22 protein-coding genes are annotated in these 26986 nt (G+C 47.8%); 6 read left to right on the top strand and 16 right to left on the bottom strand.

Translation table 11 applies throughout. The annotated features are described in order from the left end of the window. Positions 1 to 224 precede the first annotated feature (224 nt). The 7 genes from ABY044_RS09680 to ABY044_RS09650 form a co-directional block, all read right to left on the bottom strand. Positions 225 to 1400, bottom strand: a complete 1176-nt coding sequence (locus ABY044_RS09680; protein WP_373020250.1) for a hypothetical protein — start codon at positions 1398 to 1400, stop codon at positions 225 to 227. A 2-nt stretch (positions 1401 to 1402) separates the two neighbouring features. Beyond that, positions 1403 to 2998: a diguanylate cyclase domain-containing protein gene (locus ABY044_RS09675; protein ID WP_373020248.1), complete on the bottom strand. Its 1596-nt coding sequence runs from the start codon at positions 2996 to 2998 to the stop codon at positions 1403 to 1405. 293 nt (positions 2999 to 3291) lie between these two features. After that, positions 3292 to 5412: a methyl-accepting chemotaxis protein gene (locus tag ABY044_RS09670; protein WP_373020247.1), complete on the bottom strand. Its 2121-nt coding sequence runs from the start codon at positions 5410 to 5412 to the stop codon at positions 3292 to 3294. Between the two features lie 240 nt (positions 5413 to 5652). Continuing rightward, a complete protein-coding gene (gene lpdA / locus ABY044_RS09665; protein WP_373020246.1) occupies positions 5653 to 7431 on the bottom strand; it encodes a dihydrolipoyl dehydrogenase in 1779 nt (592 codons plus the stop codon). Between the two features lie 12 nt (positions 7432 to 7443). After that, entirely contained in the window at positions 7444 to 8880 is a 1437-nt protein-coding gene (aceF, locus tag ABY044_RS09660) for a dihydrolipoyllysine-residue acetyltransferase (protein ID WP_373020244.1), read from the bottom strand. Positions 8881 to 8892: 12 nt separating this feature from the next. After that, positions 8893 to 11556, bottom strand: coding sequence for a pyruvate dehydrogenase (acetyl-transferring), homodimeric type (gene aceE, locus ABY044_RS09655; protein ID WP_373020242.1), 2664 nt, complete (start codon positions 11554 to 11556; stop codon positions 8893 to 8895). 461 nt (positions 11557 to 12017) lie between these two features. After that, positions 12018 to 12506, bottom strand: a complete 489-nt coding sequence (locus ABY044_RS09650) for an RNA pyrophosphohydrolase (protein WP_373020240.1) — start codon at positions 12504 to 12506, stop codon at positions 12018 to 12020. 187 nt (positions 12507 to 12693) lie between these two features. Here ABY044_RS09650 and ABY044_RS09645 point away from each other — a divergent pair, with 187 nt between their 5' ends. Continuing rightward, the gene (locus ABY044_RS09645; RefSeq protein ID WP_373020238.1) at positions 12694 to 13347 is read left to right on the top strand and encodes an HAD family hydrolase; all 654 of its coding nucleotides are present in this window, start codon (positions 12694 to 12696) and stop codon (positions 13345 to 13347) included. Between the two features lie 123 nt (positions 13348 to 13470). On the opposite strand, the gene ABY044_RS09640 is transcribed toward ABY044_RS09645, so the two are convergent. Further along, positions 13471 to 13986 (bottom strand): flavodoxin, encoded by a 516-nt coding sequence (locus tag ABY044_RS09640; RefSeq protein ID WP_373020236.1) that lies wholly within the window; start codon positions 13984 to 13986, stop codon positions 13471 to 13473. Between the two features lie 157 nt (positions 13987 to 14143). Here ABY044_RS09640 and ABY044_RS09635 point away from each other — a divergent pair, with 157 nt between their 5' ends. Then, positions 14144 to 14356 (top strand): uracil-DNA glycosylase, encoded by a 213-nt coding sequence (locus tag ABY044_RS09635; protein WP_373020234.1) that lies wholly within the window; start codon positions 14144 to 14146, stop codon positions 14354 to 14356. A 47-nt stretch (positions 14357 to 14403) separates the two neighbouring features. On the opposite strand, the gene ampD is transcribed toward ABY044_RS09635, so the two are convergent. Next, positions 14404 to 14973: a 1,6-anhydro-N-acetylmuramyl-L-alanine amidase AmpD gene (ampD, locus tag ABY044_RS09630; RefSeq protein ID WP_373020232.1), complete on the bottom strand. Its 570-nt coding sequence runs from the start codon at positions 14971 to 14973 to the stop codon at positions 14404 to 14406. A 109-nt stretch (positions 14974 to 15082) separates the two neighbouring features. Between ampD and nadC the strand changes: the two genes are divergently transcribed. Beyond that, complete coding sequence (nadC, locus tag ABY044_RS09625) at positions 15083 to 15925, top strand: carboxylating nicotinate-nucleotide diphosphorylase (RefSeq protein WP_373020230.1); 843 nt, start codon at positions 15083 to 15085, stop codon at positions 15923 to 15925. 116 nt (positions 15926 to 16041) lie between these two features. After that, positions 16042 to 18036: a monovalent cation:proton antiporter-2 (CPA2) family protein gene (locus ABY044_RS09620; protein ID WP_373020228.1), complete on the top strand. Its 1995-nt coding sequence runs from the start codon at positions 16042 to 16044 to the stop codon at positions 18034 to 18036. 19 nt (positions 18037 to 18055) lie between these two features. Here the strand turns inward: ABY044_RS09620 and pgeF are convergent, their stop codons facing one another. Both pgeF and rluD read right to left on the bottom strand, forming a co-directional pair. Next, on the bottom strand, positions 18056 to 18805 hold the full coding sequence (pgeF, locus tag ABY044_RS09615) for a peptidoglycan editing factor PgeF (protein WP_373020254.1): 750 nt from the start codon (positions 18803 to 18805) through the stop codon (positions 18056 to 18058). A 66-nt stretch (positions 18806 to 18871) separates the two neighbouring features. Next, a complete protein-coding gene (gene rluD, locus ABY044_RS09610) occupies positions 18872 to 19915 on the bottom strand; it encodes a 23S rRNA pseudouridine(1911/1915/1917) synthase RluD (RefSeq protein ID WP_373020226.1) in 1044 nt (347 codons plus the stop codon). 83 nt (positions 19916 to 19998) lie between these two features. On the opposite strand from rluD, the gene ABY044_RS09605 reads away from it, so the two are divergent. Further along, entirely contained in the window at positions 19999 to 20832 is an 834-nt protein-coding gene (locus ABY044_RS09605) for an outer membrane protein assembly factor BamD (protein ID WP_373020224.1), read from the top strand. Positions 20833 to 20983: 151 nt separating this feature from the next. Here ABY044_RS09605 and ABY044_RS09600 read toward each other — a convergent pair whose 3' ends face one another. The 3 genes from ABY044_RS09600 to sucC all read right to left on the bottom strand — a co-directional run bounded on the left by ABY044_RS09600 (position 20984) and on the right by sucC (position 24732). Next, positions 20984 to 22618: an NAD+ synthase gene (locus ABY044_RS09600; protein WP_373020223.1), complete on the bottom strand. Its 1635-nt coding sequence runs from the start codon at positions 22616 to 22618 to the stop codon at positions 20984 to 20986. A gap of 63 nt (positions 22619 to 22681) precedes the next feature. After that, positions 22682 to 23563, bottom strand: coding sequence for a succinate--CoA ligase subunit alpha (gene sucD, locus ABY044_RS09595; protein WP_373020222.1), 882 nt, complete (start codon positions 23561 to 23563; stop codon positions 22682 to 22684). Then, the gene (gene sucC, locus ABY044_RS09590; protein ID WP_373020221.1) at positions 23563 to 24732 is read right to left on the bottom strand and encodes an ADP-forming succinate--CoA ligase subunit beta; all 1170 of its coding nucleotides are present in this window, start codon (positions 24730 to 24732) and stop codon (positions 23563 to 23565) included. Before sucC ends, sucD begins: the two co-directional genes overlap by 1 nt. 197 nt (positions 24733 to 24929) lie before the next feature. On the opposite strand from sucC, the gene ABY044_RS09585 reads away from it, so the two are divergent. Next, positions 24930 to 25229, top strand: a complete 300-nt coding sequence (locus tag ABY044_RS09585) for a PP0621 family protein (RefSeq protein ID WP_373020219.1) — start codon at positions 24930 to 24932, stop codon at positions 25227 to 25229. Positions 25230 to 25257: 28 nt separating this feature from the next. Here the strand turns inward: ABY044_RS09585 and ABY044_RS09580 are convergent, their stop codons facing one another. Both ABY044_RS09580 and ABY044_RS09575 read right to left on the bottom strand, forming a co-directional pair. Further along, entirely contained in the window at positions 25258 to 25740 is a 483-nt protein-coding gene (locus tag ABY044_RS09580) for a peptidylprolyl isomerase (RefSeq protein WP_373020217.1), read from the bottom strand. Then, entirely contained in the window at positions 25703 to 26950 is a 1248-nt protein-coding gene (locus ABY044_RS09575) for a GGDEF domain-containing protein (protein ID WP_373020215.1), read from the bottom strand. Before ABY044_RS09575 ends, ABY044_RS09580 begins: the two co-directional genes overlap by 38 nt. Positions 26951 to 26986 lie beyond the last annotated feature (36 nt).

Raw genomic sequence — 26986 nt, 5'->3', positions numbered from 1 at the left:
CCCTTTAGCATTGGCGGCATCCTCAGAGCCGTAAACAGCTTCAAATGCATTCACGGAAAGCTCACCAATAGAACCCGACAACTTTCGAAAAGTTCTGATTTCATCATAGAGATGTGAAGAATTTAGTTCAGGCATATCACGCTCACAATAAACAGGTTAATTTTAAGCATTTCATTCAAACCTATTTTCCAGCTCACTTCCAGGTGAGCATGTAAACTACTTTTTCAAACCTCACTGTCATACTTGCGCTCACCTTCTTTCAGCAAGTAGGTCTCAAAGCCAAACACCTTTCCTGCCCATATGAACATCAGCCATACGAGTAAGCCGAACGCCAGGTAACCGAAGTAGCCTTCCAGCGGCATTTCCGAGAAGATGTGAATGACATTCACGTAAGGCACGTCATACACCCAGTAGTTGGGATTTGAAACCGGGTCTGTCGGGTGGGCGCTGCCGTAGTTCCACATTTCCCAAAAGAAGCCGTTGAACAAGGAAGACAAAGCAATCAGTATCATCGGGCTCCAGTTCCCCTTTGCAAGTTCACTGATGGGTGACGGAATATTCATGATGACCAATACTCCGGCAAAGGCCAGCATGATACCGATCCAAAGCGCCCAGAAGAATGGATATGGGTAGAACACCATAATCGCCATCAGTGCCAAGCCGATAATTAACATCGGGTAGCCCGGCAGGCTGATTTTAGGTCCGTCCGAGTATTTGACGGCCAGTTTCGGGAAAGTATGCAACAAGGTGTACCACTCAAACACGGCAGGCCAGACAGTGGTGTAAGCAACCAGAAACAGTATCACGACGGTTGTGTGTGACAGTTCCGGAATCAACACCGAATTCGGGTAGTACCAATTGCCCAATGCGAAGTAGTCGAAATACTCGAAGTAGTACCAGGCGAACAACGACACGACTATAGTGATTAGAAACAGTTTCGGTTTCTTGCTCATGAGCGAGTAACCGCCGCTTCTCGAATACACCAACCCGTCGATCACGGTAATAAATCCCCACCAGAGCGGCGTGAAGGCAAAATAAACCAGTTCCATTAACGGTTCCGGGCGTGCCCACATGAGATACCAGAAAACCAGCATGACCGCCGCTCCCAACCAAAACCACCAAGGCAAAGCCTTGCGGTCATAAGGTGCTGGTGCCGGAACGGGTTTGAAACCGAATTTTTGCGGAAACAGTAGAAAAGCGGTCAGAAAAATCTCGACGACCAACAATACAAGAAATACCCAGATATTGAAGCCGGGCGTCGGCGGATCGGTTATCTGCAAGGGAGGAAATACGCCAAATCCCGGTGGCAAGTGGTCGGCATAGGCAAACCATGAAGCGATTAGCGGTACGATCGTTAAGATAAATATCGGTACTAGCAAACCTTTTTTCGGTGAATACATGGTTATCTCTCCATATCGGCCATGTGATGATTTTCTGTTTTTCGTTTCATTTTATTTTGGTACATTCGCATATCGGCCAGGTGCTTCAACTCCGACGTATTTTCCGCTTCACGCACAAAGGCCACACCAGCACTGACGCCGACGTTTTCAAAACCGGCTTCTCTCATTTCATCAACAACCCTATTTATAAGCGCCTGCACCTTTTTCTCATTACCGTCTCGGCAAATGACCGCAAATTCGTCACCGCCCACACGGTAAATACACCCTTCCTCATCCATACCTTGTTGCATCAATGTGGCAAACGTCGTCAGCAGTTCGTCACCCTTTGCATGGCCGTAACGGTCGTTGTAGAACTTAAGGTTGTCCATATCGATGTAGGTTAAAGAGGAATCCGGTCCGATTGAGGTCAGTTCGACTTCCAGCGCGTAACGGTTCGGAATTTGGGTGACGGCATCGGTATGCGCCAATTTCTTACTGTGATCGAGACGAAGCAGCATTTTCATGCGTTCACGGTAAAGTTCGCCGACCTGATAAGTCAGCACCAACGCGAGCAGGATAACTTCCATCGCGATAGCGGCCAGTCCATAGTGTTCGACGTAGATGGTATCCGAACTCAATTGTGTCGGCAGTGTGGCCATACTGGCAAGCCCGATGAACACCATCAGAGCAAACAGATACAAACGTGCCGCAACGCTCCCCTGAAATGATCGGGCAACCCCCGCAATCAGCCCATATAGCAGGAACACCCATACACCGAAACGCGCCATCTCATTGACCCAATTCGGAGACAACATGCCAAACAATGCAAATACAGCCAATACGACAAGAGCCACGACGCCGATAAAGAACAGTTTCTTATTTTTACCAGACTGTATTTCCAAAAGTTTCATAACAAAGAGTACATACACAAAATTGGAAATAAGGATGGGAAAGGAAATCAGATAAAAATTATGCAGATCAAACAATTGGGCTAAAACCTGATGTGCGCCGGCATTAAACATCAAATTTGAAAATATGAATATGGCGTAAAGCACCTCGGTATTACGCGAGCGGGCAAAAGACAGCGCACCGTAATAAATCCCCATGGAGAGAAAGATACCAAGGCCGATCAACACGATCGCATTACCCAGTTTGATCTCCTGCCGGTATTTGGCGAGCGTGTTGACGTAAGGAACCGGCTGGGCAATGAAGTAAGGAGAAGAAACTTCCGCTAGCAACTTATACTGCCCGGGTTCTAGATGAAAAGGACGACCGTGACGAAGAAAAAACGGATTGGGTTCCGTACTGCCGATACCACCCGATGCGGTGGCAATCAGTTTGTTTTGTTGATCGTAAATATAAAAGGAAAAGCGGTCTATGGCGGAGGTGTTTTTGAAGTCGATCACATAATCGTCGGCATGATCGATGCTCACCTCGCCGGAATAAAGGTAATGTCCGCCAACCAAAGAAATGCCTTCTACTTCTTGCAGGTTATATCGAGACTCCGGTTGATGAGGATCAAATGATTGAAACTTATCAATGCTATACAGCTTCCAACCAGTATTTTCGATTTGTGCATAAGCGTTAGCTGAAAAGACGAGGCTTATTAAAAGGAACATAAACCGCAGCGTTCTGCCTATTCGAAAATGTCGGAAGTCGTACATTCTTATTCCTTTAAGAATATTCGGATACAGGGAAAATTAAATTCCCTACTCAACTGTAGAGCAGAATCTGTTTTCACGTTTATTCAATTCAACCTGTCAAAATAGTGTTCATATAGCCGCCTCAGCCAATATTCCGTACTGGATACAACGACATAAAATTAAGGTATAAAAAAACCCGCGACTTAGGCGCGGGTTTTAGTTATAACAGAACTAGTAATTATTACAATTACTTTTTTATTTCAATGACTTCAGACCGGCAACTGTCTCACTTCAGTCTCGGCTGATTGTATTTTGAAGAAAGCCATGTCACGATTCAGACGTTCGGCCTGCTCACTCATGCTGTCGGCGGCTGCGGCGGTCTCTTCTATCAGAGCTGCATTTTGTTGTGTTACACCATCAATTTGACCGACCGCTTTATGAACCTGCTCGATTCCTTCCATCTGTTGACTGGATGCCAGTTCGATCTGCTCTACCACTTCCACAACGTCATCAATTGACTTGTTAATAGCAGAAAGCACTTCACTTGATTCGGATGCCAGTTTCGTTCCTTGATCGATACGGTCGACACTTTCAGAAATCAAGGTTGTAATTTCTCTGGCAGCATCGGCAGATTTTTGAGACAAAGAACGGACTTCACTGGCCACCACTGCAAAACCACGTCCGTGCTCACCGGCTCGCGCGGCTTCAACGGCGGCATTAAGCGCCAATAGGTTAGTTTGGAAAGCAATGCCGTCAATCAAAGTGACAATGTCGGAAATCTTATGACTGGATTCCTGAATGGCATTCATGGCTTCGATGGTTTGCCCCATTACCTTGGAACCGGTATTGGACTGACGTTGCACCGTACGCACCACATCCGAAGCGTCTTTGGCATGCTGTGCATTGTGCTGGACGCTGGACGTGATTTCTTCCATGGTGGCGGATGTTTGCTCAATGGCCGCAGCCTGCTCCTGTACGCGTGAACTTAAATCCATGGCTCCCTGCGCAACTTCTTGTGCACCCTGAGAAACAATCTGCGAAGCTTCAACTGTCTGGTTAATGACACTCGACAGTTTAGCAACCGTATTGTTGACCGTTTGTTTAAACTCGCCCAGTTGGCCTTTGTAATCGCCGGCCACCGTCTTAGTTAGATTCCCCTGCTCGATTTCCACCAACACACCAATGGCTTCATTGAGCGGTTTCACCATACCGGCCAAAATCTGATTGACGCCTTCAATCATTCGTTTCCAGTCACCCTGGAACTTATCGGAATTGGCCAACTTATCAAGCTCGCCATCAGCCACGGCCTGGATCAGCATATCGGTATCGTCGGTAATGGCTTTGAGGTTACTTCGAACCGTCTCGATGCTTTCGTTGATAAAGGCTTTTTTACCCGGCAATTTCTCCATATCGGCATCAAAGTCACCATTGCCGAAAGACTTGAATACGGCCATGGATTTTTTATTCATGCTGATATGGTCGCTGACCATCGCATTGATCGCTGCAGCCATTTTTTTATAGTCGCCTTGGAATTTACTTTCGTCTACCACAACATCGATGTCACCGGCATCATGTTCTTCGGACATACGGTTCATATCGTGCAAAAGCAATTGAATGGTATCCTGCATGCGCTTCATCGAATTCAATAACTGGCCTGTCTCATCCGTCGCATTCGTTTCGATGGTGTTGGATAGATCACCTGCTGCAATGGCATTTGCGGCGTCGATGGTTTTTTGTAGCTGTCTGGAAATGTTTTTAGGAATGGAATAACCAATCCACAGAGCGCCAAGCAGAATCAAACCCAATATGACAATGGCAATCGTTTTGAATTGAGTAAGTTGTTTCTCGAGCTGTTCACGCATCTCAACAGACTTTAATAATGCGGCCTCACCCGCTACATCAAGATTGTCTCGTAATGCAGAAAATTTCTTATCTTCGTCCTTACGCAGCGCCATGATTGCCGCTTCATCCGCTTGACCGATGGCGGCAACCAGTTTGTCCGATTGATTTTTCCAGGCCTCAAAGTCAGATTTAAAACCATCCGATTTAGCCAATACATCGGGATAATCTTTCATATGCTCCGTATATTTGGCGTAACGATCAGAAACCTGTTGAGCATTCTCAAGCCGCGAACCCTCATTTTTCTCTGCCGAGCCATAGTTGGCCAATAAATTTAACTCGGCTACTTTCGCCTGATAAAGGTCTCGATCCGCATTGAGCGTCAATGAAATGGACTGAATAAATTTATCCGCCTGTAGCTTTATAGAATGCTCCTGCATTTTTAACATCCAATAAGCGACTCCTAACAAAACGATCATTGAAACCGCTAATGTCACGGTAGGAATCGAACTTTTAATTCGAATGCTATTCATCTTTTTATTTTTATACATAATTCATACCTTCCTTGATACGATCACTATTTTACTCAAAAACAATGGAGCTAAACCTCTGTTCCACATTGTTTCTAATCACTTGTTTTAATGGGACTTTTCATTATTTTTATTTGCCTAGCAATCCCACTACTTCCTTAAGAAAATTAACTTAGAGGAAATGAAGAGTTCTGTTATTCAGGCATAAAAAAACCCGCTTTTTACGGGTTTTTTTTCAAAAACTAAAATAAACAGGCCTGTTTATTTTTTCTTCTTCGGAGGCATCAGATCCGTAATGGTTCCTTCTGCCATCTCAGCCGCGAAGCAGATGGTTTCCGATAGCGTTGGGTGTGGATGGATGGTCAGGCCAATGTCCTGCATGTCCGCACCCATTTCGATCGCCAGCATCGCTTCGGCAATTAGTTCACCGGCGTTAGGACCGACGATACCGCAACCAAGCAGGCGATGGGTTTCAGAACAGAACAACGCTTTGGTCATCCCTTCGTCACGTCCCAAACTCAAGCTACGTCCGGAAGCCGCCCATGGGAAAGCGCCCTTCTCGTATTCGATACCTTCCGCCTTAAGCTGGTCTTCTGTCTTACCAGCCCAAGCCACTTCAGGATCGGTATAGGCCACAGAAGGAATACCCATTGGCGTGAAGGCGCTCGGCATACCGGAAATGACTTCCGCCGCCACTTTACCTTCGTGAACCGCTTTGTGCGCCAACATTGGCTGACCGACGATGTCACCGATCGCGTAGATGTGATCAACGTTGGTTTTCTGACGTTCGTCGACTTCGATGAAGCCCCAATCGTTAACGACAACACCAGCTTTCTCGGCATCGATCAGTTTACCGTTAGGCGCACGGCCTACCGCAACCAAGATACGGTCGAAGGTATCGGTTTCAGGACAATCTTTACCTTCAAACGTGACCACCAAGCCTTCTTCTTTGGCTTCGACGTTAGTCACTTTCGATTTCAGGTAAATGTTTTCGTATTTCTTTTTGATCTTCTTAAGCAACGGCTTGGAGATATCTTTATCCGCACCCGGAATAATGGTGTCGCCCAATTCAACTACGGTGATGTTCGCACCCAGTGAATCGTAAACCTGCGCCATTTCCAGACCGATGATACCGCCACCGATGACCAACATACGGTTTGGAACTTCTTCCAATTCCAATGCGTCGGTCGAATCCATTACACGAGGATCGTCATGCGGAATAAACGGCAGTTTCACAACGCGTGAACCGGCCGCGATGATGGCGTTTTCGAATGCAATAGTTTTGGTGGAACCGTCTGCCATTTCAACCGTCACGGTGTTGGCGGAGCTGAACTTGCCGTAACCCTGAACGACTTCAACCTTACGCGCCTTGGCAAGACCTGCCAAACCACCGGTCAATTTACCGATAACGGAATCTTTGTATTCACGCATTTTATTGGTGTCAATTTGAGGCTCGGCAAACGTGATACCGTGCGCACCCATTTCACGGGTTTCGTTCAACACGACAGACATGTGCAACAACGCTTTAGACGGGATACAACCCACGTTCAAACACACACCACCGATGTTCTCGTAACGTTCGATCATGACCACTTTCTTGCCAAGGTCGGCGGCACGGAATGCGGCGGTATATCCGCCAGGACCGGAACCAAGCACCAACACTTCGCACTGCATGTCCGCAGGTGGAAGATCGGCGGCTGAAACGGCTTGCGGTGCAGGCTGTTCGGCTTTCGCTTCTTCAGCAGGTGCCGCAGTTGCAGCAACGCTTTCTTCAACGTTGGCGGCAACGGTGTCGCTGTCTGCGATTTCCATGGTACCGATAATCGAACCTTCGGAAACCTTGTCACCCACTTCGGCCGTGAAAGAAACCAATTTACCGGCGAAAGGCGCCGGGATTTCCATGGTCGCTTTGTCGGATTCCAATGTCAGTAGTGAATCGTCCTGTGCAACCTCTTCACCTGCGGCAACTAAGACTTCAATGACTTCGACTTCTGCGAAATCACCGATATCAGGAATTTTGATGTCTACAATCTTGCTCATCCCAAACTCCTATTAAAGAATCAATTGACGTAGGTCAGACAGGTATTGGCCGACCGCGGTTGTGAAACGGACACCTTCGGCACCGTCGATCGCGCGATGGTCATAAGAGACGCTAAACGGCATGATCAAACGTGGTACGAATTCCGAACCGTTCCAAACCGGCTGCATTTTCGCTTTAGACAGACCCATGATCGCCACTTCAGGCGCGTTGACGATCGGCGTGAACTGAGTACCCCCGATACCGCCCAAGCTAGAAATCGTGAACGTACCGCCGGACATGTCCTTAGGCCCCAACTTACCGTCACGCGCTTTGGCGGAAATTTCCATCAAGTCACGCGACAATTCGTAAATTCCTTTCTTATCGACGTCTTTCACCACTGGCACCATTAAACCGTTCGGTGTATCCACCGCAATACCGATGTTGTAGTAGCCTTTCTTGATGATCGATTGAGCGTCTTCAGACAATGAAGCGTTGAAGCTCGGGAATTCCTGCAATGCTTTGACCACGGCTTTCATGACGAAAACAAGCGGAGTCAACTTGATGCCCTGCTTCTCGGCGGCCGCTTTCTGATCTTTACGGAACTGATCCATCTCGGTGATGTCACACTCGTCAAACTGAGTGACGTGAGGCACGTTCAACCAGCTGGCGTGCAGGAACTTACCGGAAATCTTCTTGATGCGACCCAACTCTTCGGTTTCGATTTCACCGAACTGACTGAAATCAACAGCCGGAATCGGAGGAATGCCCGCACCGCCGGTTGCTTGACCAGGCGCCGCTTTTTGACCGGACATAACCGCTTTAATCGCCGCTTCGACATCGTTCTGCTGAATACGGCCTTTAGGTCCGGTACCGCTTACAGTCGAAAGGTCCACACCCAACTTACGTGCAAACGAACGTACGGATGGAGAGGCGTGAGATTTCGCCCCCATAGATTGGGCATTAACCAATTTGTTAGCCATTGGAGCAACCGGAACCGGAGGCGCCGCTTGCGGAACCGGTTCAGGCTTAGCGGCTTCAACCGCTGGCGCAGGAGTCGGTGCAGGCGCTGGAGCTGGCTTTTCTTCTGCCGGAGCAGGTGCTGCCGAGTCACCGGACACTTCAATGTCTAAAACGTAATCGCCTTCGGAAACCGAATCACCGATCGATACCGCCACTTTAGTGACCGTACCGGCTACCGGAGACGGAATCTCCATAGTGGCTTTGTCGGATTCCAACGTTAAAAGAGAATCGTCTACGGCGACCGTATCACCCGCAGACACAAGGATTTCGATGATTTCAACCGAATCAAAATCACCGATATCAGGAATAGTAATTTGCTGTATAGCCATTGTTCGAACTTCCTTTGTAAATTCTATGTATCGGATATTTACCGAATATTTCCGATTTAATGTCGACTTAGTCTGTAATAAAGTCAGTGTAAAAAAGCCGCTGTCTCCTCGATGAGACAACGGCTTCGGACATTAAGCGTGAATCGGATACGGTTTCCCGCTATCGATACCATATTTCTCGATAGCTTGAGCAACCACTTCTGCTTTGATGCTACCAGCATCAGCCAGTGCTTTAAGTGCCTGTACCACCACATAGTAGCGATTCACTTCAAAGAACTTACGCAGTTGTTCACGAGTATCGGAACGACCGAAGCCGTCCGTACCCAATACATAGTATTCACCAGGAACGTATTGGCGAATACGCTCTGGATAGTCACGGATGTAATCCGTTGCCGCAATAAACGGACCTTCTGCACCCGAAAGAGTTTCAGTGACATAAGGCTGTTTTGGGGCTTCCGTCGGATTCAACATATTCCAACGTGTGGTTTCGATACCGTCACGACGCAATAGGTTGAAACTTGGCGCACCCCAGATATCGGCCGCGACATCCCATTCATTTTCCAGCATTTCAGCCGCAGCGATGACTTCGCGGAAGATTGTTCCCGATCCCATCAGCTGAACTTTATTCTTATGCTTGGCTTCCGATTTCTTGAACGAATACAATCCTTTCAGAATGCCCTCTTCAGAACCTTCCGGCATCTCAGGATGCGAGTAGTTTTCGTTCATCGCCGTGATGTAATAGAACACATCTTCTTTTTCATTGAACATGCGTTTAATACCGTCACGAATGATAACCGCCATTTCGTAAGCGAACGTCGGATCGTAAGACTGACAGTTAGGAATGTGGTCGAACTGTAGCAAGTTATGACCGTCCTGGTGCTGAAGACCTTCACCTTCAAGAGTCGTACGACCTGCCGTACCACCCATCAAGAAACCGCGGGCACGCGAGTCACCCGCCGCCCATGCCAAGTCACCGATACGTTGGAAACCGAACATGGAGTAGTAGATGTAAAACGGAATCATGCTCACGCCGTAGTTGGCGTAAGCGGTTGCCGCAGCCACCCAGTTAGACATGGCGCCGGCTTCGTTGATACCTTCTTCAAATACCTGACCGCTGGCGGATTCTTTGTACCACATCAGCTGATCGGCATCCATCGGCTCGTATAACTGTCCGGCCGGATCGTAGATACCGACCTGACGGAACAGGCCTTCCATACCGAAAGTACGCGCTTCATCAGGGATGATCGGCACGACACGCGGTCCAAGCGTCTTGTCACGTAATAAGATAGAGATGATTCGAACGAATGCCATGGTGGTCGACATTTCACGCTCACCAGTACCGTCGGTCAGCATTTTGAACGTATCCAATGCCGGAACCGGTAACGGTTCTGAGTTATCGTGACGTGCAGGTAAAGACCCACCCAAAACTTCACGGCGCTCGCGCATGTACTTCATCACATCCGAATCTTCATCCGGACGGTAGAAAGGAACCGGCCCTTTTTCCAATTCGTCATCGGAAATCGGAATCGAGAAACGGTCACGGAAATATTTATAACCTTCAACGTCCAGCTTCTTCTGCTGGTGAGCCGTGTTAGCCGCTTCACCATAAGCACCCATACCATAACCTTTAACGGTCTTAGCCAGGATGACTGTCGGCTTACCAACGGTCTCGGTCGCACGCTTGTAGGCGTTGTAAATCTTACGTGGAGAGTGTCCGCCTCGGCTTAGCTTGAAGATTTCGTCGTCGGTCATATCTTCGACCAACGCAGCGGTTTCAGGGTACTTGCCGAAGAAGTGCTTACGTACGAAAGCACCGTCTTTCGCTTTATAGGACTGGTATTCACCGTCCACAACTTCGCCCATACGCTCGATCAGCTTACCGGTTTTGTCTTTTGCCAACAGGCGATCCCAACCGGAACCCCAAATAACTTTGGTGACAGACCAACCCGCACCACGGAAAACTCCTTCCAACTCGTCGATGATACTGTCGTTACCACGAACCGGACCGTCAAGACGTTGCAAGTTACAGTTGATGACGAAAATCAGGTTATCCAGCTTTTCGCGTTTAGCCAACTGGATCGCACCACGAGATTCCGGTTCGTCCATCTCACCGTCACCCAGGAAAGCCCAAACTTTACGTCCGGCGGTTTGCGCCAAACCGCGCGCTTCCATATATTTCATGAAACGAGCCTGGTAGATTGCCATAAGCGGCCCAAGACCCATCGATACCGTCGGGAACTGCCAGTAATCGTTCATCAACCACGGATGTGGATAAGAAGACAGACCGTTGCCGTCTACTTCCTGACGATAATTTCTTAATTGTTCTTCGGTTAAACGACCTTCCACGAATGAACGCGCATACATCCCCGGAGCGGTGTGCCCCTGGAAGAAAACCATGTCGGCACCCTGCTCGTGCTTAGGACCTTTAAAGAAGTGGTTCATCCCCACTTCGTACAAGGTACAACTAGAAGCATAAGAGGCGATGTGACCACCCACACTGGTATTTTTGTTTGCACCCGACACGGTTGCCATCGCATTCCAGCGCAAAATAGCGCGTAATTTCTGCTCGAGTCCCATATCGCCCGGATAGTTGACTTGTTCTTCTTCAGAAATGGTATTGATATAAGGCGTGTTTGCCGAATAAGGAATGTCGATGCCGTGAACACGGGCTTTTTCGATTAGAGTTGCGATAATGTGTTGCGCTTTGTCCGTGCCTTCAAAATCGACGACGGCTTCTAACGCATCGATCCACTCTTGTGTTTCTAGTGGATCTTGGTCTACAAAATTTTCGCTCATGATGTGCGTACCTCATGGGTTGGATCATTTAACCTTCAGGAGCTGGGTATGCCTGAAGAAAAGTCAGTACAAATAGGTCATATCCGTACCGCCAACAAAAATTAAACGTCTAGGGTTCCAGCTACTTAGTATTCCAAGACGCTGAACCCGCGATCCGATTGGCTTATATAAAACGCGACCGAAATCGAACATTTTCCGTCTTATTAAAAGACTTCAAACCGCTTTATATAAGGCTCAAATACCAAACCGTGGGTTCAATAAATTCGAAGCATAATAACATTTTTTATGGCATATTTGCATATAAAGCGGCCTCAACCGGCCTGTTCAGACGCGTTCGACAAGCTAAACATTTGAAACAATTGCAATTACGCCCAAAAAAAATGCGACTATTTAGGTATAAAAAAACCCCTAAAGGGGCTTTATATATAAATCTGTATCGAAGAACCAAACTCGCTAAAACGTCATCTTGGCAACCAGAATTTCTCCAGCGTTTCTTCAAGTTCGGTTAATGCCTGATGATAAACCGCCTGCTTAAAAGAGACCACTTCTTGAACGGGTCGCCAGTAATCCACCCAAGTCCAATCTTCAAACTCCGGACTTTCGTGCAGACTCAAGTTAATTCTTTCAACATCACCCTCCAAACCCAGCATGAACCAAATCTGCTTCTGACCGATGCAAACAGGTTGACTGTAGTGGCGAATGAGGTGTTTAGGTAAGTCATATGTCAGCCAATCCTGAGTACGACCAAGCACCCGAACGTCCGAAGGCTCCAGACCAACCTCTTCTCTTAGCTCTCTGAATACGGCCTGCTGGGGAGTTTCGTTTTCTCGGATTCCGCCTTGAGGAAACTGCCACGCATCTTGTTGAATGCGCTTCCCCCAAAAAAGCTTACCTTCCTTATTTACAATAATAATACCGACATTCGGCCGATACCCATCTTCATCTATCACAAAAAACCTTAAAATCTTTTTATACAAATATCCTTTATTATTGCCTGAATTTTGTTTATTTTTCAATCTTAAATTTCTGATTCTGCCCATATAGTCTGCGGAAAACAAATTTAACCCGGCGATACTTGTCGCAAGGCACTCAATCGTTTAGGATTGTGCCTCAATTTAATATTCGGATGTAAACGACATGGCATTAGCGATTTTTGACTTGGACAACACCCTAATTGCAGGTGACAGCGATTACCTGTGGGGGGCGTTTTTGGTTGAAAACGGTTATGTCGACGGTGAAGATTTTGCCAAACAGAACGACCGTTTTTACGAAGACTACAAAAGCGGTTCGCTCGACATTATGGCTTACCAGCGTTTTGCACTTAAACCGCTAAGCGAACAAAGCATGGAAACGCTGGCGAAGTGGCATGACCAGTTTATGGAAACCTTCATCGAACCGATCATTTTGCCTAAAGCCCAAGCTCTGGTGGACGAACACAAAGCCAAAGGCGACCGCGTTATCATTATTACCGCCACCAACACTTTCGTTACCCGCCCTATCGGCGTTCGTTACGGCATTACCGAATTATTGGGCACGGAAGGTGAAATCGTCGACGACCGATATACCGGTGAAGTGGCGGGCATCCCGACCTTTCAAAAAGGCAAAGTCACCCGATTGAACGAATGGCTTCAACAAGAAAACGAAACTTTGGAAGGCAGTTACTTCTATTCGGATTCTCACAACGACCTGCCGTTGCTTGAAATTGTGGATCACCCGGTTATCGTCGATGCCGACGACACTTTGAAAACGATTGCACAACAAAAAGGCTGGCCGTCAATCAGTTTGCGTTAACAGAGGGCTCGTTAAAACGCCGCTTAACCTAGCCCGGTCAACCTTTTTAAGCAGACATAAAAAAACCGCCATTGAGGCGGTTTTTTTTCAAAGGCGTTTATTTAAACGCGTACAAGTATAGGCTTAAAGTTCGAACTCTTCCTTAACTTGCTCAACCCAGTCAGCTACACGCTGCTCGGTCAATTCAGGCTGCTGGTCTTCATCGATACCCAAACCGACAAAAAACTCGCCGTCTTCCGTAACCGCTTTCGACTCGTCAAACTCGAAACCGTCCGTAGAGGTATAACCGGCAGGAATCGCACCGTTCTCAACGGCAACGTCATGCATCAATCCCATCGCATCCAGGAAGTATTCAGCGTAATCCGCCTGATCTCCCAAACCGAAACAAGCAACGGTTTTACCGGTGAAATCGATACCTTTAAAATCTTCCCAGAAATCGTCCCAACTACTTTGTAACTCACCGTAATACCAAGTTGGTTGGCCTAAAATAATCTTATCGTACTTGGCAAAATCGTCGGCACTGGCTGATGCAATATCATGGACTTCGACTAGGTCTGCACCCATTTTTTCCATAATCATGTCCGCAACTCGCTCAGTGTTACCTGTATCCGTTCCATAGAATAGGCCAACTTTACTCATGTCTATACCCTTTTAAATCAAATGAAAGTAAAATGAATTCTGTAGCTGAAACCATAAGACCAATCAATAATCTTATGCGCTATAACTCATATTAATAATAGTGCGCATAATAGCACAACCTCTTTGATTGTTAATTCACTAAATTTTATAGTGCTTTATGAAAAATACTAATTCGGTCGATTGCTTTAAGTGCCGTCACTTTTACATTACCTGGGATGCAAACCAGCCCCGCGGTTGCAAAGCGTTCGGCTTCAAAACCAAACGGTTGCCGAGCCAAGTCGTACTGGAAAGTTCGGGAGAGCCCTGCATGAAGTTCTCGCCCAAGGAAGAACCGCCTAAAAAGCCGCCTAAAACCGGTTGGATCGCTTAATCCCATCAAATCTTAAAAGCCATTTAAAACGTATGGCTCATATAATTCTAGGCCTCGAGTGCTGACATTTCCAACATTCGCTCTAAAGAAGCCCACTGAAAATACGCACCCGGATCGGTTTTCCTGCCCGGTGCAATGTCACTGTGACCGACAACGGGATTGGATTTCAGTTCGGGATAGGCTTTCCACAAACCTTTGATTAAATCCGCCAAGACATGATATTGCGTCGCTGTGTAACAGGTTTCATCGGTGCCTTCCAACTCAATGCCGATTGAGAAATCATTACAACGTTCCCGACCGTCAAACGCGGAAAGACCGGCATGCCAAGCACGACAATGGAATGGCACATACTGGATCAGATGGCCGTTACGGCGAATTAAGGCATGCGCGGACACTTTCAAGTTCTGAATACCGGAAAAATAAGGATCGTCCGCCGGATTGAGGGTATTGGTGAAGAGTTGGGTAATCGCCTCGCCGCCGAATTGTTTGGGCGGCAGACTGATGCCGTGAATCACGATTAGCTCGGGACGGGCTCCCTCGGGACGCTCGTCGTAATTCGGACTTTCAATAAATTCAGCCTGTTTGCACAGACCCGATTTTTCATCCACTCGATACACTCAACTCTCCCTTAAACTCGTAAAAGCTTAGGACTATCATCCCGTCGCGTTGAGGTATAATACAAAAATTATCCGATTTTCAATACTCCTAAAATTTTACAGACGACTTATGCATAACATCGATTACTTCCACAAGCTGACCGAAACCGTTCAAACCGCCCTTAACGAGGATATTCGCGAAGGCGACCTGACGGCAGAACTGATTCCCGCGAGTAATCGTGCCGTGGCAAACATCATCAGCCGCGAACCGGCGGTGATTTGCGGTCGTCCGTGGTTTGACGAAGTATTCAAACAAGTCGACCCAACCATCGTCGTTAACTGGAAAGTCGAAGAAGGCGAAACGGTTGAAGCCGACCAACTGCTATGCACATTAGAAGGTTCCGCCCGCTCGATCTTAACCGCCGAACGTACCGCCTTAAACTTTTTGCAAACCTTATCGGCAACGGCGACGGTAACGGCGCGTTATGTCGCCAAACTAAAAAACACCCATACAAAACTGTTGGACACTCGCAAAACCCTACCGGGCTTAAGACTGGCGCAAAAATACGCCGTCGTCTGCGGTGGCGGCACGAATCACCGCATCGGCCTCTTCGACGCTATCCTGATTAAGGAAAATCACATTATGGCGGCCGGAGGAATTGCTAATGCGGTGACCACGGCAAAAACCAACCATCCTCAGATCACGGTTGAAGTCGAAACGGAAAACTTGGATGAAGTCCAGCAAGCCGTCGAAGCCGGTGCCGATATCATCATGCTCGACAACTTCACTCTCGAGATGATGCATCAAGCGGTTAAGCTGGTTGGCGGCCGAGCCAAACTGGAAGTTTCCGGCAATGTTGAAATCGATCAACTGGATCGATTAGCGACCACTCAAGTCGATTTCATCTCAACCGGAGCGATCACCAAACACATTCAGGCAATCGATTTGTCGATGCGTTTTCAAAACCTCTGATTTTTTATGGTTTCCCTCTACTCTAGGGGGTAAAAATACTTTATAGTAAATATCACTAATCCAGCTTAAAAACCCCAACTAATACAAGCTATTAACACAGAAATTCAAGGACCCCTGTGAACGACCACCTGCTGCTACACATCGTTTTACTTTTAGGAATTGCGGTCATCACTGTTTCGCTCTCGCGTCGCTTACACTTTCCGCCGATTCTTAGCTATATTATCGTCGGTATCATCGTCGGACCATTCGGTTTCGGCTGGATCCAAGAAGAAGAAAATATCAAGTTGCTGGCCGAACTCGGAATCGTTTTCCTGCTGTTCTCTATCGGCCTGGAATTCTCCCTGACGCAAATGATGGCTATGCGTAAACTGGTGTTCGGTCTGGGAAGCGCCCAAGTTCTGTTCACCGGTTTCACGATATTCGTGATCGGTTGGGTTGCCGGGTTGGATACAAACACCAACATCGTCGTGGCCTGCGCCTTTGCGCTTTCATCCACCGCCATCGTCATTAAGCAGCTGACCGAACAGGCTGAAATCCAATCGCGTCACGGCCGTTCGGCGGTCGGGATATTGATTTTCCAGGACATCATGGCGATTCCGCTCTTGATCCTGATTCCGGCATTAGCGATGAGCGGCGGAAGTGAGAACGCGTTGACCATCTCGCTTGTCACCGCCTTTGTAAAAGGGATTTTAATTGTTGTTGTCATGCATGCCGTCGGCCGTTATTTATTACGCCCGCTGTTTCATGAAGTTGCCAGCGCCAAATCTTCGGAATTGTTTACCCTGACCGTACTCTTGGTTGCTTTGAGTTCGGCGGCACTAACCGAAGAGATGGGGCTTTCCATGACCTTAGGTGCTTTCCTGGCCGGTATGATGCTTGGAGAAACCGAATTTCGCCACCAGATCGAATCCGACATCCGCCCTTTTCAAGACATCTTGCTAGGTCTATTCTTCGTTACCGTCGGTATGCTTATTTCCGTTGAACGTTTGATCGAACATTTTTGGGCGATCATCGCCGTGACGATTGCGATTATCAGTGTCAAAGGCATGATCATCTATGGCGTCGCACGCATATTCAACAAAGAACCCGGCGTGGCTTTGCGGACGGCCATATCACTGGCGCAAGTAGGTGAATTCGGACTGGTTCTGATGACCATCGCCTTCACTTATCGCCTACTTCCTGAAGAGGAAGGAAACATTCTCTTAACGGCCGCTGTCATCAGTATGGCCGTGGCACCGTTTTTAGTGAAGTTCAACGGTAAGATCACCCGTTTTCTGCACAAAGGCAGCTACACGCAAAATCACAGCAATATCGAAAACACCATTGCACAAGACAACGTCTATCTTTCCAACCACATCATCCTCTGCGGGTTTGGGCGTGTCGGTCAAACAGTCAGCCGATTCTTGCACAAAGCACCGGAAAACTTCGTGGCGCTGGATATGGATATTCGTCGCGTCAACGAAGCCCATAATGCCGGTGAGCGCGTCTATTACGGCGATGCATCCAAAGAACGGATTTTACACGCGGCCGGAATCGATAAAGCCAAGGCGGTCATCATCACTTTCAGCGACTACCACGCGTCAATTAAGATATTGAACACGATTCGCCGTATCGACCCCAATATTCCGGTATTGGTTCGTACCATTGACGACTCGCACCTTAACGAATTACTTGAAGCCGGCGCGACTGAAGTGGTACCCGATACGTTCGAGTCCAGCATCATGCTGTCATCCCACTTGCTGCTGATGGTTGGCCAACCTCCGAGCAAAGTGCTGCGCGAGACTCGCGAGGTTAGAAAGAACCGCTATAAACTGTTGGAAAAATTCTATCCGGGTCAGTACGACTACCCTTCGGACGAACATCAAATCATGAACCGGGTAATTCATACGGTGCTTATTGTTGACCGGGACTATGCGGTAGGAAAAACGATTAAACAACTGCCGTTCGATGAGTTAAACGTCAAAATCGATGCGATTACCCGCGGGCATGTCAGAGGTGAAAATCCAGACGTCAATACTCGCATCCGTGCCGAAGATAGACTGGTCATCTCCGGCCTGCCCGAAGATGTCGAACGCGCCGACTATTTATTGAAAACGGGTAAAGGACTGTAACGGGATCGGATCTTCGGATTCAGTCCGTTATCCAGATTAGAGAGGCCATTCGACCTGTTTGGCCGTCACGACGATAAGAATAAAACTGCGCTTCGTTTTCATACGAACAAAGCCCACTGTCGTAGATGTTCCGGACACCCAAATCCTGCAACTCCGATTTCACCAAACCCGGCAAATCGGCCAGATATTTGAGTTCGGACTGAACCGATAATGGCTGAAAAAAAGAGGCATTTTCCGCCTTTAAAGAGAGGAAAGCCTCGAATACGTCTTCTCCAACCTCAAAATGACTTTGGCGAATAGCGGGACCGATCCACACCAATAAATTCTCGGGTCGATCCGGCAACGCCACAATACTCTTAGTGACAATTCCCTCTGCAGCCCCTTTCCAACCGGCATGAATCGCCGCGACCAAACTGCCTTGTTTATTCGTAACCAAAATCGGTAAACAGTCGGCCGTCATGACCACCGCCACCTGTTGCTTTTGGTTCGTCCAAGCGGCATCCGCCACGATAGGCTGCCAAGACTCGGAATCGACATCATTCAAACAGACCATGTCTTGCGTATGCCGTTGATCCAACCAGAAAGGGGCAGACGGTAAAACCGCGCTTTGCCGTAAAAGTTCACGGTTTTGTAATACCGAGAGCGGATCGTCATTTACGTGAGTAGCAAGATTGAAACTATCGAAAGGAGGTTGGCTGACGCCACCCTCTCGGGTGGTGCACATCGCTTTAATTTGTTTAGGAGCAGGCCAGTCGGGATGGATAAACATAGACACCAAAAACGGCCTTAAACGTTAGAAAGGACGATTAGAACGGATAACTCGGAATCCCGATTCTCAATCTGGGATATCGTCATCGGTTACCCACTCCACTTCAACGCCATAATCGTAATCGAATTCGTCGTAACCGGAATATTGGGATTCGAATTCATCCATATCGTCACGCAGCATATCGATCAGATTAAGCATGTCTTCCGGCATATCGGCCTTCCACTTCATGGTTTTGCCGGTTACAGGGTGCGTCAGGCTCAGTGCCCCCGCATGCAATGCCTGACGTTTGAAATCTCTCAGGGTTTCGACAAATTCTTCCAACATTTGTCTCGGAATTCGCAGACGCTTGCCGTAAACCGGATCGCCCACCAACGGAAAACCGATGGAGGCCATATGAACGCGAATCTGATGAGTACGGCCGGTTTCCAACTTGACGCGTACACGGGTATGTTCTCTGAAGTGTTCCAAAACACGGTAATGACTGACGGCATGTTTACCGCCCATCAAGCGAATCGCCATTTTCTTGCGATCCTGCGAGCTTCGTCCGATCGGTTTATCGACCGTACCGCCGGAAATCATGCGTCCTACGACAACCGCATCATAGATACGTTCTACCGCATGACGCTGCAACTGTTCGACCAAGTGGGTTTGTGCCGGTACGGTTTTGGCAACAACCATTAAACCGGAAGTTTCCTTATCCAAACGATGCACAATCCCCGCTCTCGGAACTTCACGCAAACGTTTATCGTGGAATAACAACGCATTCATCAAGGTTTGATCCGGATTACCGGCTCCAGGATGAACCACCAGACCGGCCGGTTTATTAATCACCAAGATCGCATCGTCTTCGTAAACGATATCCAACGGAATATCTTGAGCCTCTAATGAGGTCTCTTCTTCCAGTTCGGCGGTCAGCTCAACTTTTTCGCCGCCCAAAACTGCTTGGCGCGGCTTAGTCCACACCTCGCCGTCTACACTTACTTTGCCTTCTTTAATCCACTGCTGGATGCGACTTCTGGAATAGTCGGAAAATAAAGGAGAAATCGCGACATCCAAGCGCTGTCCCATACAAGATTGGGGGATTTGAGAGTTTAATATTTGCGTACTCAATTGAAGACCTTAAAATACTGTGAAGCGGTTAAATTATGATACAATTTTGATCTTATTCAATTTATGTATTGTACCTAATAAACATGAAAAAATCGCTGTTATCCATTGCGCTAGCCCTAACATTTTCTTTACAAGGTTGTTCTTCCCTTCTTGAAAAACCCGATTCGGAAATGACCGTTGAAGAATTTTACACTGAAGCCACAACAGCGTTTGCAGACGGTAGCTGGGATACGGCCATCCAATACTACGAAAAGCTGAAAGCCTATTTCCCTTACGGCAGCTACGCAGAACAGTCCTATTTGGAACTGGCCTATGCTTATTACAAGTACAGCGAGCCGGAATCGGCGATTCGTGAATTAGAGGAGTTCATTAAACTCTACCCAAAACATAAAAGCTTGGCTTACGCTTATTATCTGAGAGCCGTAGCAGCGGATTCCATCGTCAAAAGCTGGCTGGATCCGTTCGTCACCGACCCTGCTCACCGCGATATGAAATCCAGCGCGCGCGCCTTTAGTTACTACGAAGAGTTGGTGAAACGCTTCCCTGACACCCAGTATGCGGAAAACGCCAAACAGCGTATGATCATCATCCGCAACCGCATGGCCAGACACGAACTGCAAGTTGCCAAATTTTACTATGCCAGGGAAGCTTACCTTGCCGCGGCCAACCGTTGCCGTGTTATCATCGAGGATTACCCTCGCACGGTCGTTAACCTTCAGGCTCTGGAATTGATGAAAGAAAGCTACGCGGCTCTTGGCATGGAACAGAACTATGCCGATGTTCAGAAGGTGCAAGAATTTAACCAGAAAATCCAACAAGAAGCCGAAGAAAAGGCTGCTGAAATCGCTGCCCCGCCTAGCAAGAAAAAATCCCTATGGGATAAAATCGGCGAGACGTACAATCAAATGTTTGACTGATCAAAAGACGATCACGAAAAACTAAACGTCCCGATATAAAAAAAGGGAAACTCGATTTAAACGAGTTTCCCTTTTTTATTGCCCTGAGTTTCTCTTTATCAATCCGTTTATCTGAAAAGCACCAGAATATTCAGATTAAGCGGCAACGCCATTATTCCGAATAGCGACTGGTAATCGGATAGCGCCGGTCGCGCCCGAATGCGCGCTGCGTGATTTTAATGCCCGGAGCGGCCTGACGACGCTTATACTCGTTACGGTCAATCATACGGATAACACGACGTACTTCAGCTTCGTCATAGCCAAGCTGAACGATCTCCTGAGGCGTTTTATCCTGCTTGACGTAGGCTTTGATAATCGCATCCAAAACCTCATAATCCGGCAACGAATCCTGATCTTTCTGATCGGGGCGCAACTCGGCAGACGGTTCACGGGTTATCACCCGTTCCGGAATCACTTCCGATAAACTATTGCGGTAGCATGCTAAACGATACACAGCCGTTTTAGGAACATCCTTCAACGGCGAGAAGCCGCCGACCATATCACCGTACAAAGTGGAATAGCCGACCGCTACTTCACTTTTATTACTGGTGGCCAGCACCATCTTGCCGGTCTTGTTGGACAAGGCCATCAATAAAGTACCGCGAATTCTTGCCTGAAGGTTCTCCTCGGTCACATCTTCGTCGTAACCCGCAAACGCTTCCGCCAATGTCGCTTCAAATGCGTTGTACATAGGTTCAATCGGCATAACGCTATATTTCACGCCCATGGTATCCGCTTGCTTATGCGCATCTTCGATACTGATTGCAGCGGTATAACGGAACGGCATCATCACCGCTTCGACCTTGTCCGCACCCAACGCGTCTACGGCTAGAGCCAAAGTCAGTGCCGAATCGATTCCTCCGGACAATCCCAGCAGTACACCCGGAAAGCCGTTCTTACGTACATAATCCTGCACCCCTAGAATCAAAGCTTGATAGACACGCGCATCGTTTTCATACAAGGAAACCTGTTTACCCGGCAATAAGTCCGCCGTTTCCGAACCTTCCTCTTTCACCACTTCAACCACGGTCAAAGATTCTTCAAACTCTTCGGCCTGAACCATCACTTCGCCTTTCGCAGACATAGCAAAGGAACCGCCGTCGAACACCAACTCGTCCTGACCGCCGACTTGGTTGACGTAAATCACCGGTCTTTTAACCTCATCGACACGACGGGTCACGACATCAATTCGATCCTGATGTTTTTCTTCCGAAAACGGAGACGCATTGAGATTAAGAATAATCTCGGCACCTGCATCCACAGACTGCGTAGCCGGAGAAATTTTCCAAATATCTTCACAGATCAATACACCGAACTTGATGCCTTTAAACTCAACAACGCAAGGCTGCTTACCGGCGGAAAAGTAGCGCTGTTCGTCAAACACGCTGTAATTAGGTAAGTTCTGCTTGATATAACTTGCCTGAATCGAACCGTCTTCGATCCACGCCGCCATATTAAAACGCTCACCCAGATCATCCATCATTGGATAACCCACCACCAAAACCGTATCCTGTATACGTTCGCAAAGCGACAACAAGGCCTGGTTAACCTGAAGATACAAACCTTCACGCAACAGTAGATCTTCGGGAGGATAACCGGTCAAGGTCATTTCCGGGAACACAACGATATCGGCATTCAACTCGCGCTTGGCTTGCTGAGCCGACTCGACAATTTTCTCAACATTCCCGGAAATATCACCGACAATTGGATTGATCTGCGCCATTACGACGGTTACATTTTGCGTCATACCTGCCTCTTCTCAAGCCATTTCAGTTAAATAGCGTGGTGTTAATAATAGAACCGTCACGTTTTAAGCTAGCTGTTTCAACATGGCCGCGCCCAAATCGGCCGGAGAACGCACAACGGTCACGCCCGCCGATTCCAACGCCGCAAACTTGGCTTCAGCCGTTCCTTTACCGCCGCTGACAATCGCACCGGCATGTCCCATGCGTTTGCCCGGAGGTGCGGTCACACCGGCAATGTAAGCAACAACCGGCTTGGTCACATGTGCTTTGATAAACAAGGCCGCATCTTCTTCGGCCTGACCACCGATTTCACCGACCATAATAATTCCTTCGGTTTGCGGATCTTCCTGGAAAAGCGCCAAACAATCGATGAAGTTCATCCCTTGAATCGGGTCACCGCCAATACCGACACAAGTCGACTGCCCCAAACCGTTTTGCGTGGTTTGATGCACCGCTTCATAAGTCAACGTTCCAGAACGCGAAACCACGCCGATTTTACCCGGCAAATGAATGTGCCCCGGCATAATCCCGATTTTACAACCGTTGCCGTCATTGCCCGGAGTAATCAAGCCAGGGCAGTTAGGCCCGATCAGATAGGCTTCGGATTTTTCCAATACCGCACGCACTTTCAACATATCCGCTACCGGAATCCCTTCGGTGATACAAGTTATGACTTTAATGCCCGCTGCAATCGCTTCGATAATCGAGTCGGCTGCAAACGCAGGAGGAACGTAAATCATAGACGCTTCCGCACCGGTTTGTTCAACCGCTTCACGTACCGTATTGAAAACCGGCAATCCAAGATGGGTTTGTCCGCCTTTACCCGGCGTCACTCCGCCGACCATTTTGGTTCCGTAGGCGATTGCCTGTTCTGAATGGAATGTCCCCTGCTTACCGGTGAATCCCTGACAAATTACTTTGGTGTCTTTATTAATTAAAATGCTCATTATGCCGATACTCCTGCTGCTTCCACCACTTTCTTTGCAGCATCTGCCAATCCATCTGCGGTAATAATACTTAAATCACTTTGTGCCAATTTTTCTTTACCCAACTCAACGTTAGTACCTTCCAGACGAACAACGACCGGAATGGTCAAGCCGACTTCATGCACCGCTTGGATAATACCGTCTGCAATCAAGTCGCAACGCACAATACCACCGAAAATGTTCACCAAAATAGACTTCACTTCGGAAGAGGACAGGATCAACTTGAAGGCTTCCGCAACACGTTCAGGTGTCGCTCCGCCGCCCACATCCAGGAAGTTGGCCGGTTCACCGCCGTTTAGCTTAATCAAATCCATGGTCGCCATCGCCAGACCGGCACCGTTCACCATACAACCGATGTTGCCGTCCAAAGCAATGTAGTTCAATTGGAACTCGGACGCTTTCGCTTCGCGTTCGTCTTCCTGAGAGAAATCACGCATTTCCACTAAGCCTGGTTGACGGTACAACGCGTTGGAATCGATATTCACTTTAGCATCCAAAGCGATCAATTCATTGTCAGCCGTACGAATCAACGGGTTGATCTCAAGTTGGGAAACATCCTTATCCAAGGCCAACTTATAAAACTGTTGCATCAACTGGCCAATCTGTTTGAAAGCGGTTCCGGTCAAACCTAACGCAAAACCGACTTCGCGACACTGGTACGGCATGACACCGACGGTCGGATCGATATGGACGCTTAAAATCTTTTCAGGGTTACTTTCGGCAACCTCTTCAATGTCCATTCCACCCGCGGCTGAAATGATGAAAGTATGGGTACGGGTAACACGATCTACAACCAGACTTAAATACAACTCTTCTTCAATCGAAAGCGTTTCTTCAATCAACAGGCTGTTGATCGGTAACTTCTTACCGGCCGTCTGAATCGTCGCCAATGAACTGCCCAACAACTGCGAAGCCACTTCATGCGCCTGATCACGGCTTTTTACCAATTGTACTCCACCGGCTTTACCACGAGCACCGGCATGAATTTGCGCTTTGACGACCCAAGCTTCGCCTTGCAAAGCATCCAACGCCGAATCCAGTTCACTCAACTGGGTAATCAGTTGACCCTGCGGCACTCCGATGCCATACTCTTTAAATAAAGACTTGGATTGATATTCATGTAAATTCATGTAAAAAAACGTCTCCGATTTCCCGTCTCATCCTTACCGCAACGGACAGGCTTTTTGAACGATAACTAGTAATGAACCTTTACCAAATTGCGAGATCGTCGCACGCCGTTTTTGCAAAGGTTTATAGCAAGATAAAAATTGCTTTTATTGTATGATTTTTAGACAATGATTGCACCAACATTTGATTGAGAGCGCCTGTGAGAGCCATTGTTTTTCTACTGTTTGTGATTTTGGTATTCCTAATTCTGAAATTCACACTAAACCGAATCATCCAAATCCGTCAGCGTAATCGTGAAACGGAACAAAACACCTCTGAAAAAAAGACATCCGATTTGGAAGCACAAACCATGGTTCGGTGTGCTGAGTGCGGGGTTCACCTACCGCAATCCGAAGCCTATTACGACGGCAAGGACACATTCTGTAGTGAGGGCCACATGCGCGATTTCCACAAAAAGCACGCCACAGACACCTCTTACAGTGACGACGACTCTGACTGAGGCGTCAATCGGTACGCCGGATAATAGTTTATGAATGAATCGCCAGGATCTTGGCTTTGAAGACCACGGTCTGTCCGGCTAACGGATGATTGAAATCAATAACAACTTTATCGCCGTCCACTTCATGCACTTTTCCGGGAATCTCCTCTCCGGTAGGGGTATTGAAGCCAATCACATGCCCCTCTTCCAATGGCATATCCGCAGGAAAGTCGGCGCGCGACATGGTTTGTAAATTAGCCGGACTCGCTTGACCGAAGGCTTGCTCCGGCGGCAATGTAAACGTTCCTGTGGTACCGATTTCCAAACCGATCAGCAATTCGTCCAACTTGTTCAAAAAAGTTCCGTCGCCAATCGTAAAGCGAAAACTCTCGCCCTCTTCGGTCTCTTCAACCACCACGCCGTTTAACATGGAAAGTTGAAAACTGATTTCGACATCGCTGTTTTCTTGCACCAAAGGAGGCGTATTTTCTTCGTTAGGCTGATTTAATGTTTCGTTTGCGGATTCTTGCACTTTTCTGTCCTTTCTTTATCGCTTGCTCACCCGGATCGCCTGAAACCACTACACGGTTTCGCCCCAACTCTTTGGCTTGATAAAGCGCCTGATCGGCTGCTTTAATGACTTCCTCCGGCGTTTTCATCTCTTTGGTTTTCTGAGCCACACCCATGCTCACAGTGACCTTGGTCGAAGTCTCCTTGCCGTTGTGTTTAAAGCTCAAATCGGTTTCTTCGACCTGCTTACGTAACGCATCCATTACCGGTCGCACTTGTTCCGGCGTCTTACCGATAAACAACACGGTAAACTCTTCCCCCCCAAAACGATACGCTTTGCCGCCGGAACCGACGCTATTCAATACACGGCTGACGGTACGCAAAACCAAATCTCCAACATCATGCCCATAGGTATCGTTGAATTTTTTAAAGTGATCAATATCGATCATGACCACCGTATACTTACGCGTCAATCCCATAAAGGATTCAAACAAGGCGCGTCGCCCAGCCATCCCGGTCAATTCATCGGTATAGGCAATTTGATGCGCATCAAACACCAGCGACAATAAAATCATCAAAGCGGAAATCGATGCCATCCACTCCAACTGCCCGTATGCACCCGGCTGATTCAAGCCGTACGCCATCAACGCCAGAACGAACAGCACAACCACATCCAGCACTTTAGGCTTATGCATCATCGCCACGCGAATCACCAAAATATTCGCGATTAACAAGATCACAACACTCCCCACCATCGGAATTTTTATCGGGAAAGTCGGATCGGTACTGACCGGCGTTGATAGATGCGTAACGAATTCCAACGGCATCGTCTGCATCACCCAATAAACACCTGCGGCCTGTAGGGCAAATAAACCGAATAAAACCAGGTTGTAAACGCTGTGTTTAACCCCTTTCTCCGGCACTAACACCCAAAGCAACAGGTTTAACGGCAGCAAGACACACAATAAGGGATAAATAACTTGAACAGATGGATCGGCCAGTTCCGTGGGAACCCAATAACTTAAAACCACAACGGTAATACTTAAACTGACCAATAACAGCACCGCCTGCATACGATTGAGAAACAGGCTGATAAAGGCACCGATACCGGCGATGACATAAGGTGCGTAAAAGAGTAACGACTGCCAGCCCAAAGGCCAGGATTGAATATTAAAAGCTTGCCAAACTGCAAAGCCGCTTAATAGGAACAACCAAATGTAGTGTCGAACCAAACCAAACACCTTTTTTGAATTAATAATTAAAGCCGA

The sequence above is a fragment of the Thiomicrorhabdus sp. genome, assembly GCF_041583835.1.
Lineage (GTDB): Bacteria > Pseudomonadota > Gammaproteobacteria > Thiomicrospirales > Thiomicrospiraceae > Thiomicrorhabdus.
The sequence above is the reverse complement of the archived record's forward strand: the minus strand, read 5'-3'. Positions and strand labels throughout refer to the sequence as shown.

Bases quoted from the DNA above. Each gene is read 5' to 3' on its own strand.
- ABY044_RS09640 (WP_373020236.1), bottom strand. From the start codon at position 13,986: ATGAGTAAAGTTGGCCTATTCTATGGAACGGATACAGGTAACACTGAG.
- ABY044_RS09675 (WP_373020248.1), bottom strand. From the start codon at position 2,998: ATGTTCCTTTTAATAAGCCTCGTCTTTTCAGCTAACGCTTATGCACAA.
- nadC (WP_373020230.1), top strand. From the start codon at position 15,083: ATGCATAACATCGATTACTTCCACAAGCTGACCGAAACCGTTCAAACC.
- ABY044_RS09605 (WP_373020224.1), top strand. From the start codon at position 19,999: ATGAAAAAATCGCTGTTATCCATTGCGCTAGCCCTAACATTTTCTTTA.
- sucD (WP_373020222.1), bottom strand. From the start codon at position 23,563: ATGAGCATTTTAATTAATAAAGACACCAAAGTAATTTGTCAGGGATTC.
- pgeF (WP_373020254.1), bottom strand. From the start codon at position 18,805: ATGTTTATCCATCCCGACTGGCCTGCTCCTAAACAAATTAAAGCGATG.
- ABY044_RS09600 (WP_373020223.1), bottom strand. From the start codon at position 22,618: ATGACGCAAAATGTAACCGTCGTAATGGCGCAGATCAATCCAATTGTC.
- ABY044_RS09680 (WP_373020250.1), bottom strand. From the start codon at position 1,400: ATGTATTCACCGAAAAAAGGTTTGCTAGTACCGATATTTATCTTAACG.
- ABY044_RS09635 (WP_373020234.1), top strand. From the start codon at position 14,144: ATGAAAAATACTAATTCGGTCGATTGCTTTAAGTGCCGTCACTTTTAC.
- ABY044_RS09645 (WP_373020238.1), top strand. From the start codon at position 12,694: ATGGCATTAGCGATTTTTGACTTGGACAACACCCTAATTGCAGGTGAC.
- sucC (WP_373020221.1), bottom strand. From the start codon at position 24,732: ATGAATTTACATGAATATCAATCCAAGTCTTTATTTAAAGAGTATGGC.
- ABY044_RS09670 (WP_373020247.1), bottom strand. From the start codon at position 5,412: ATGTATAAAAATAAAAAGATGAATAGCATTCGAATTAAAAGTTCGATT.
- aceE (WP_373020242.1), bottom strand. From the start codon at position 11,556: ATGAGCGAAAATTTTGTAGACCAAGATCCACTAGAAACACAAGAGTGG.
- lpdA (WP_373020246.1), bottom strand. From the start codon at position 7,431: ATGAGCAAGATTGTAGACATCAAAATTCCTGATATCGGTGATTTCGCA.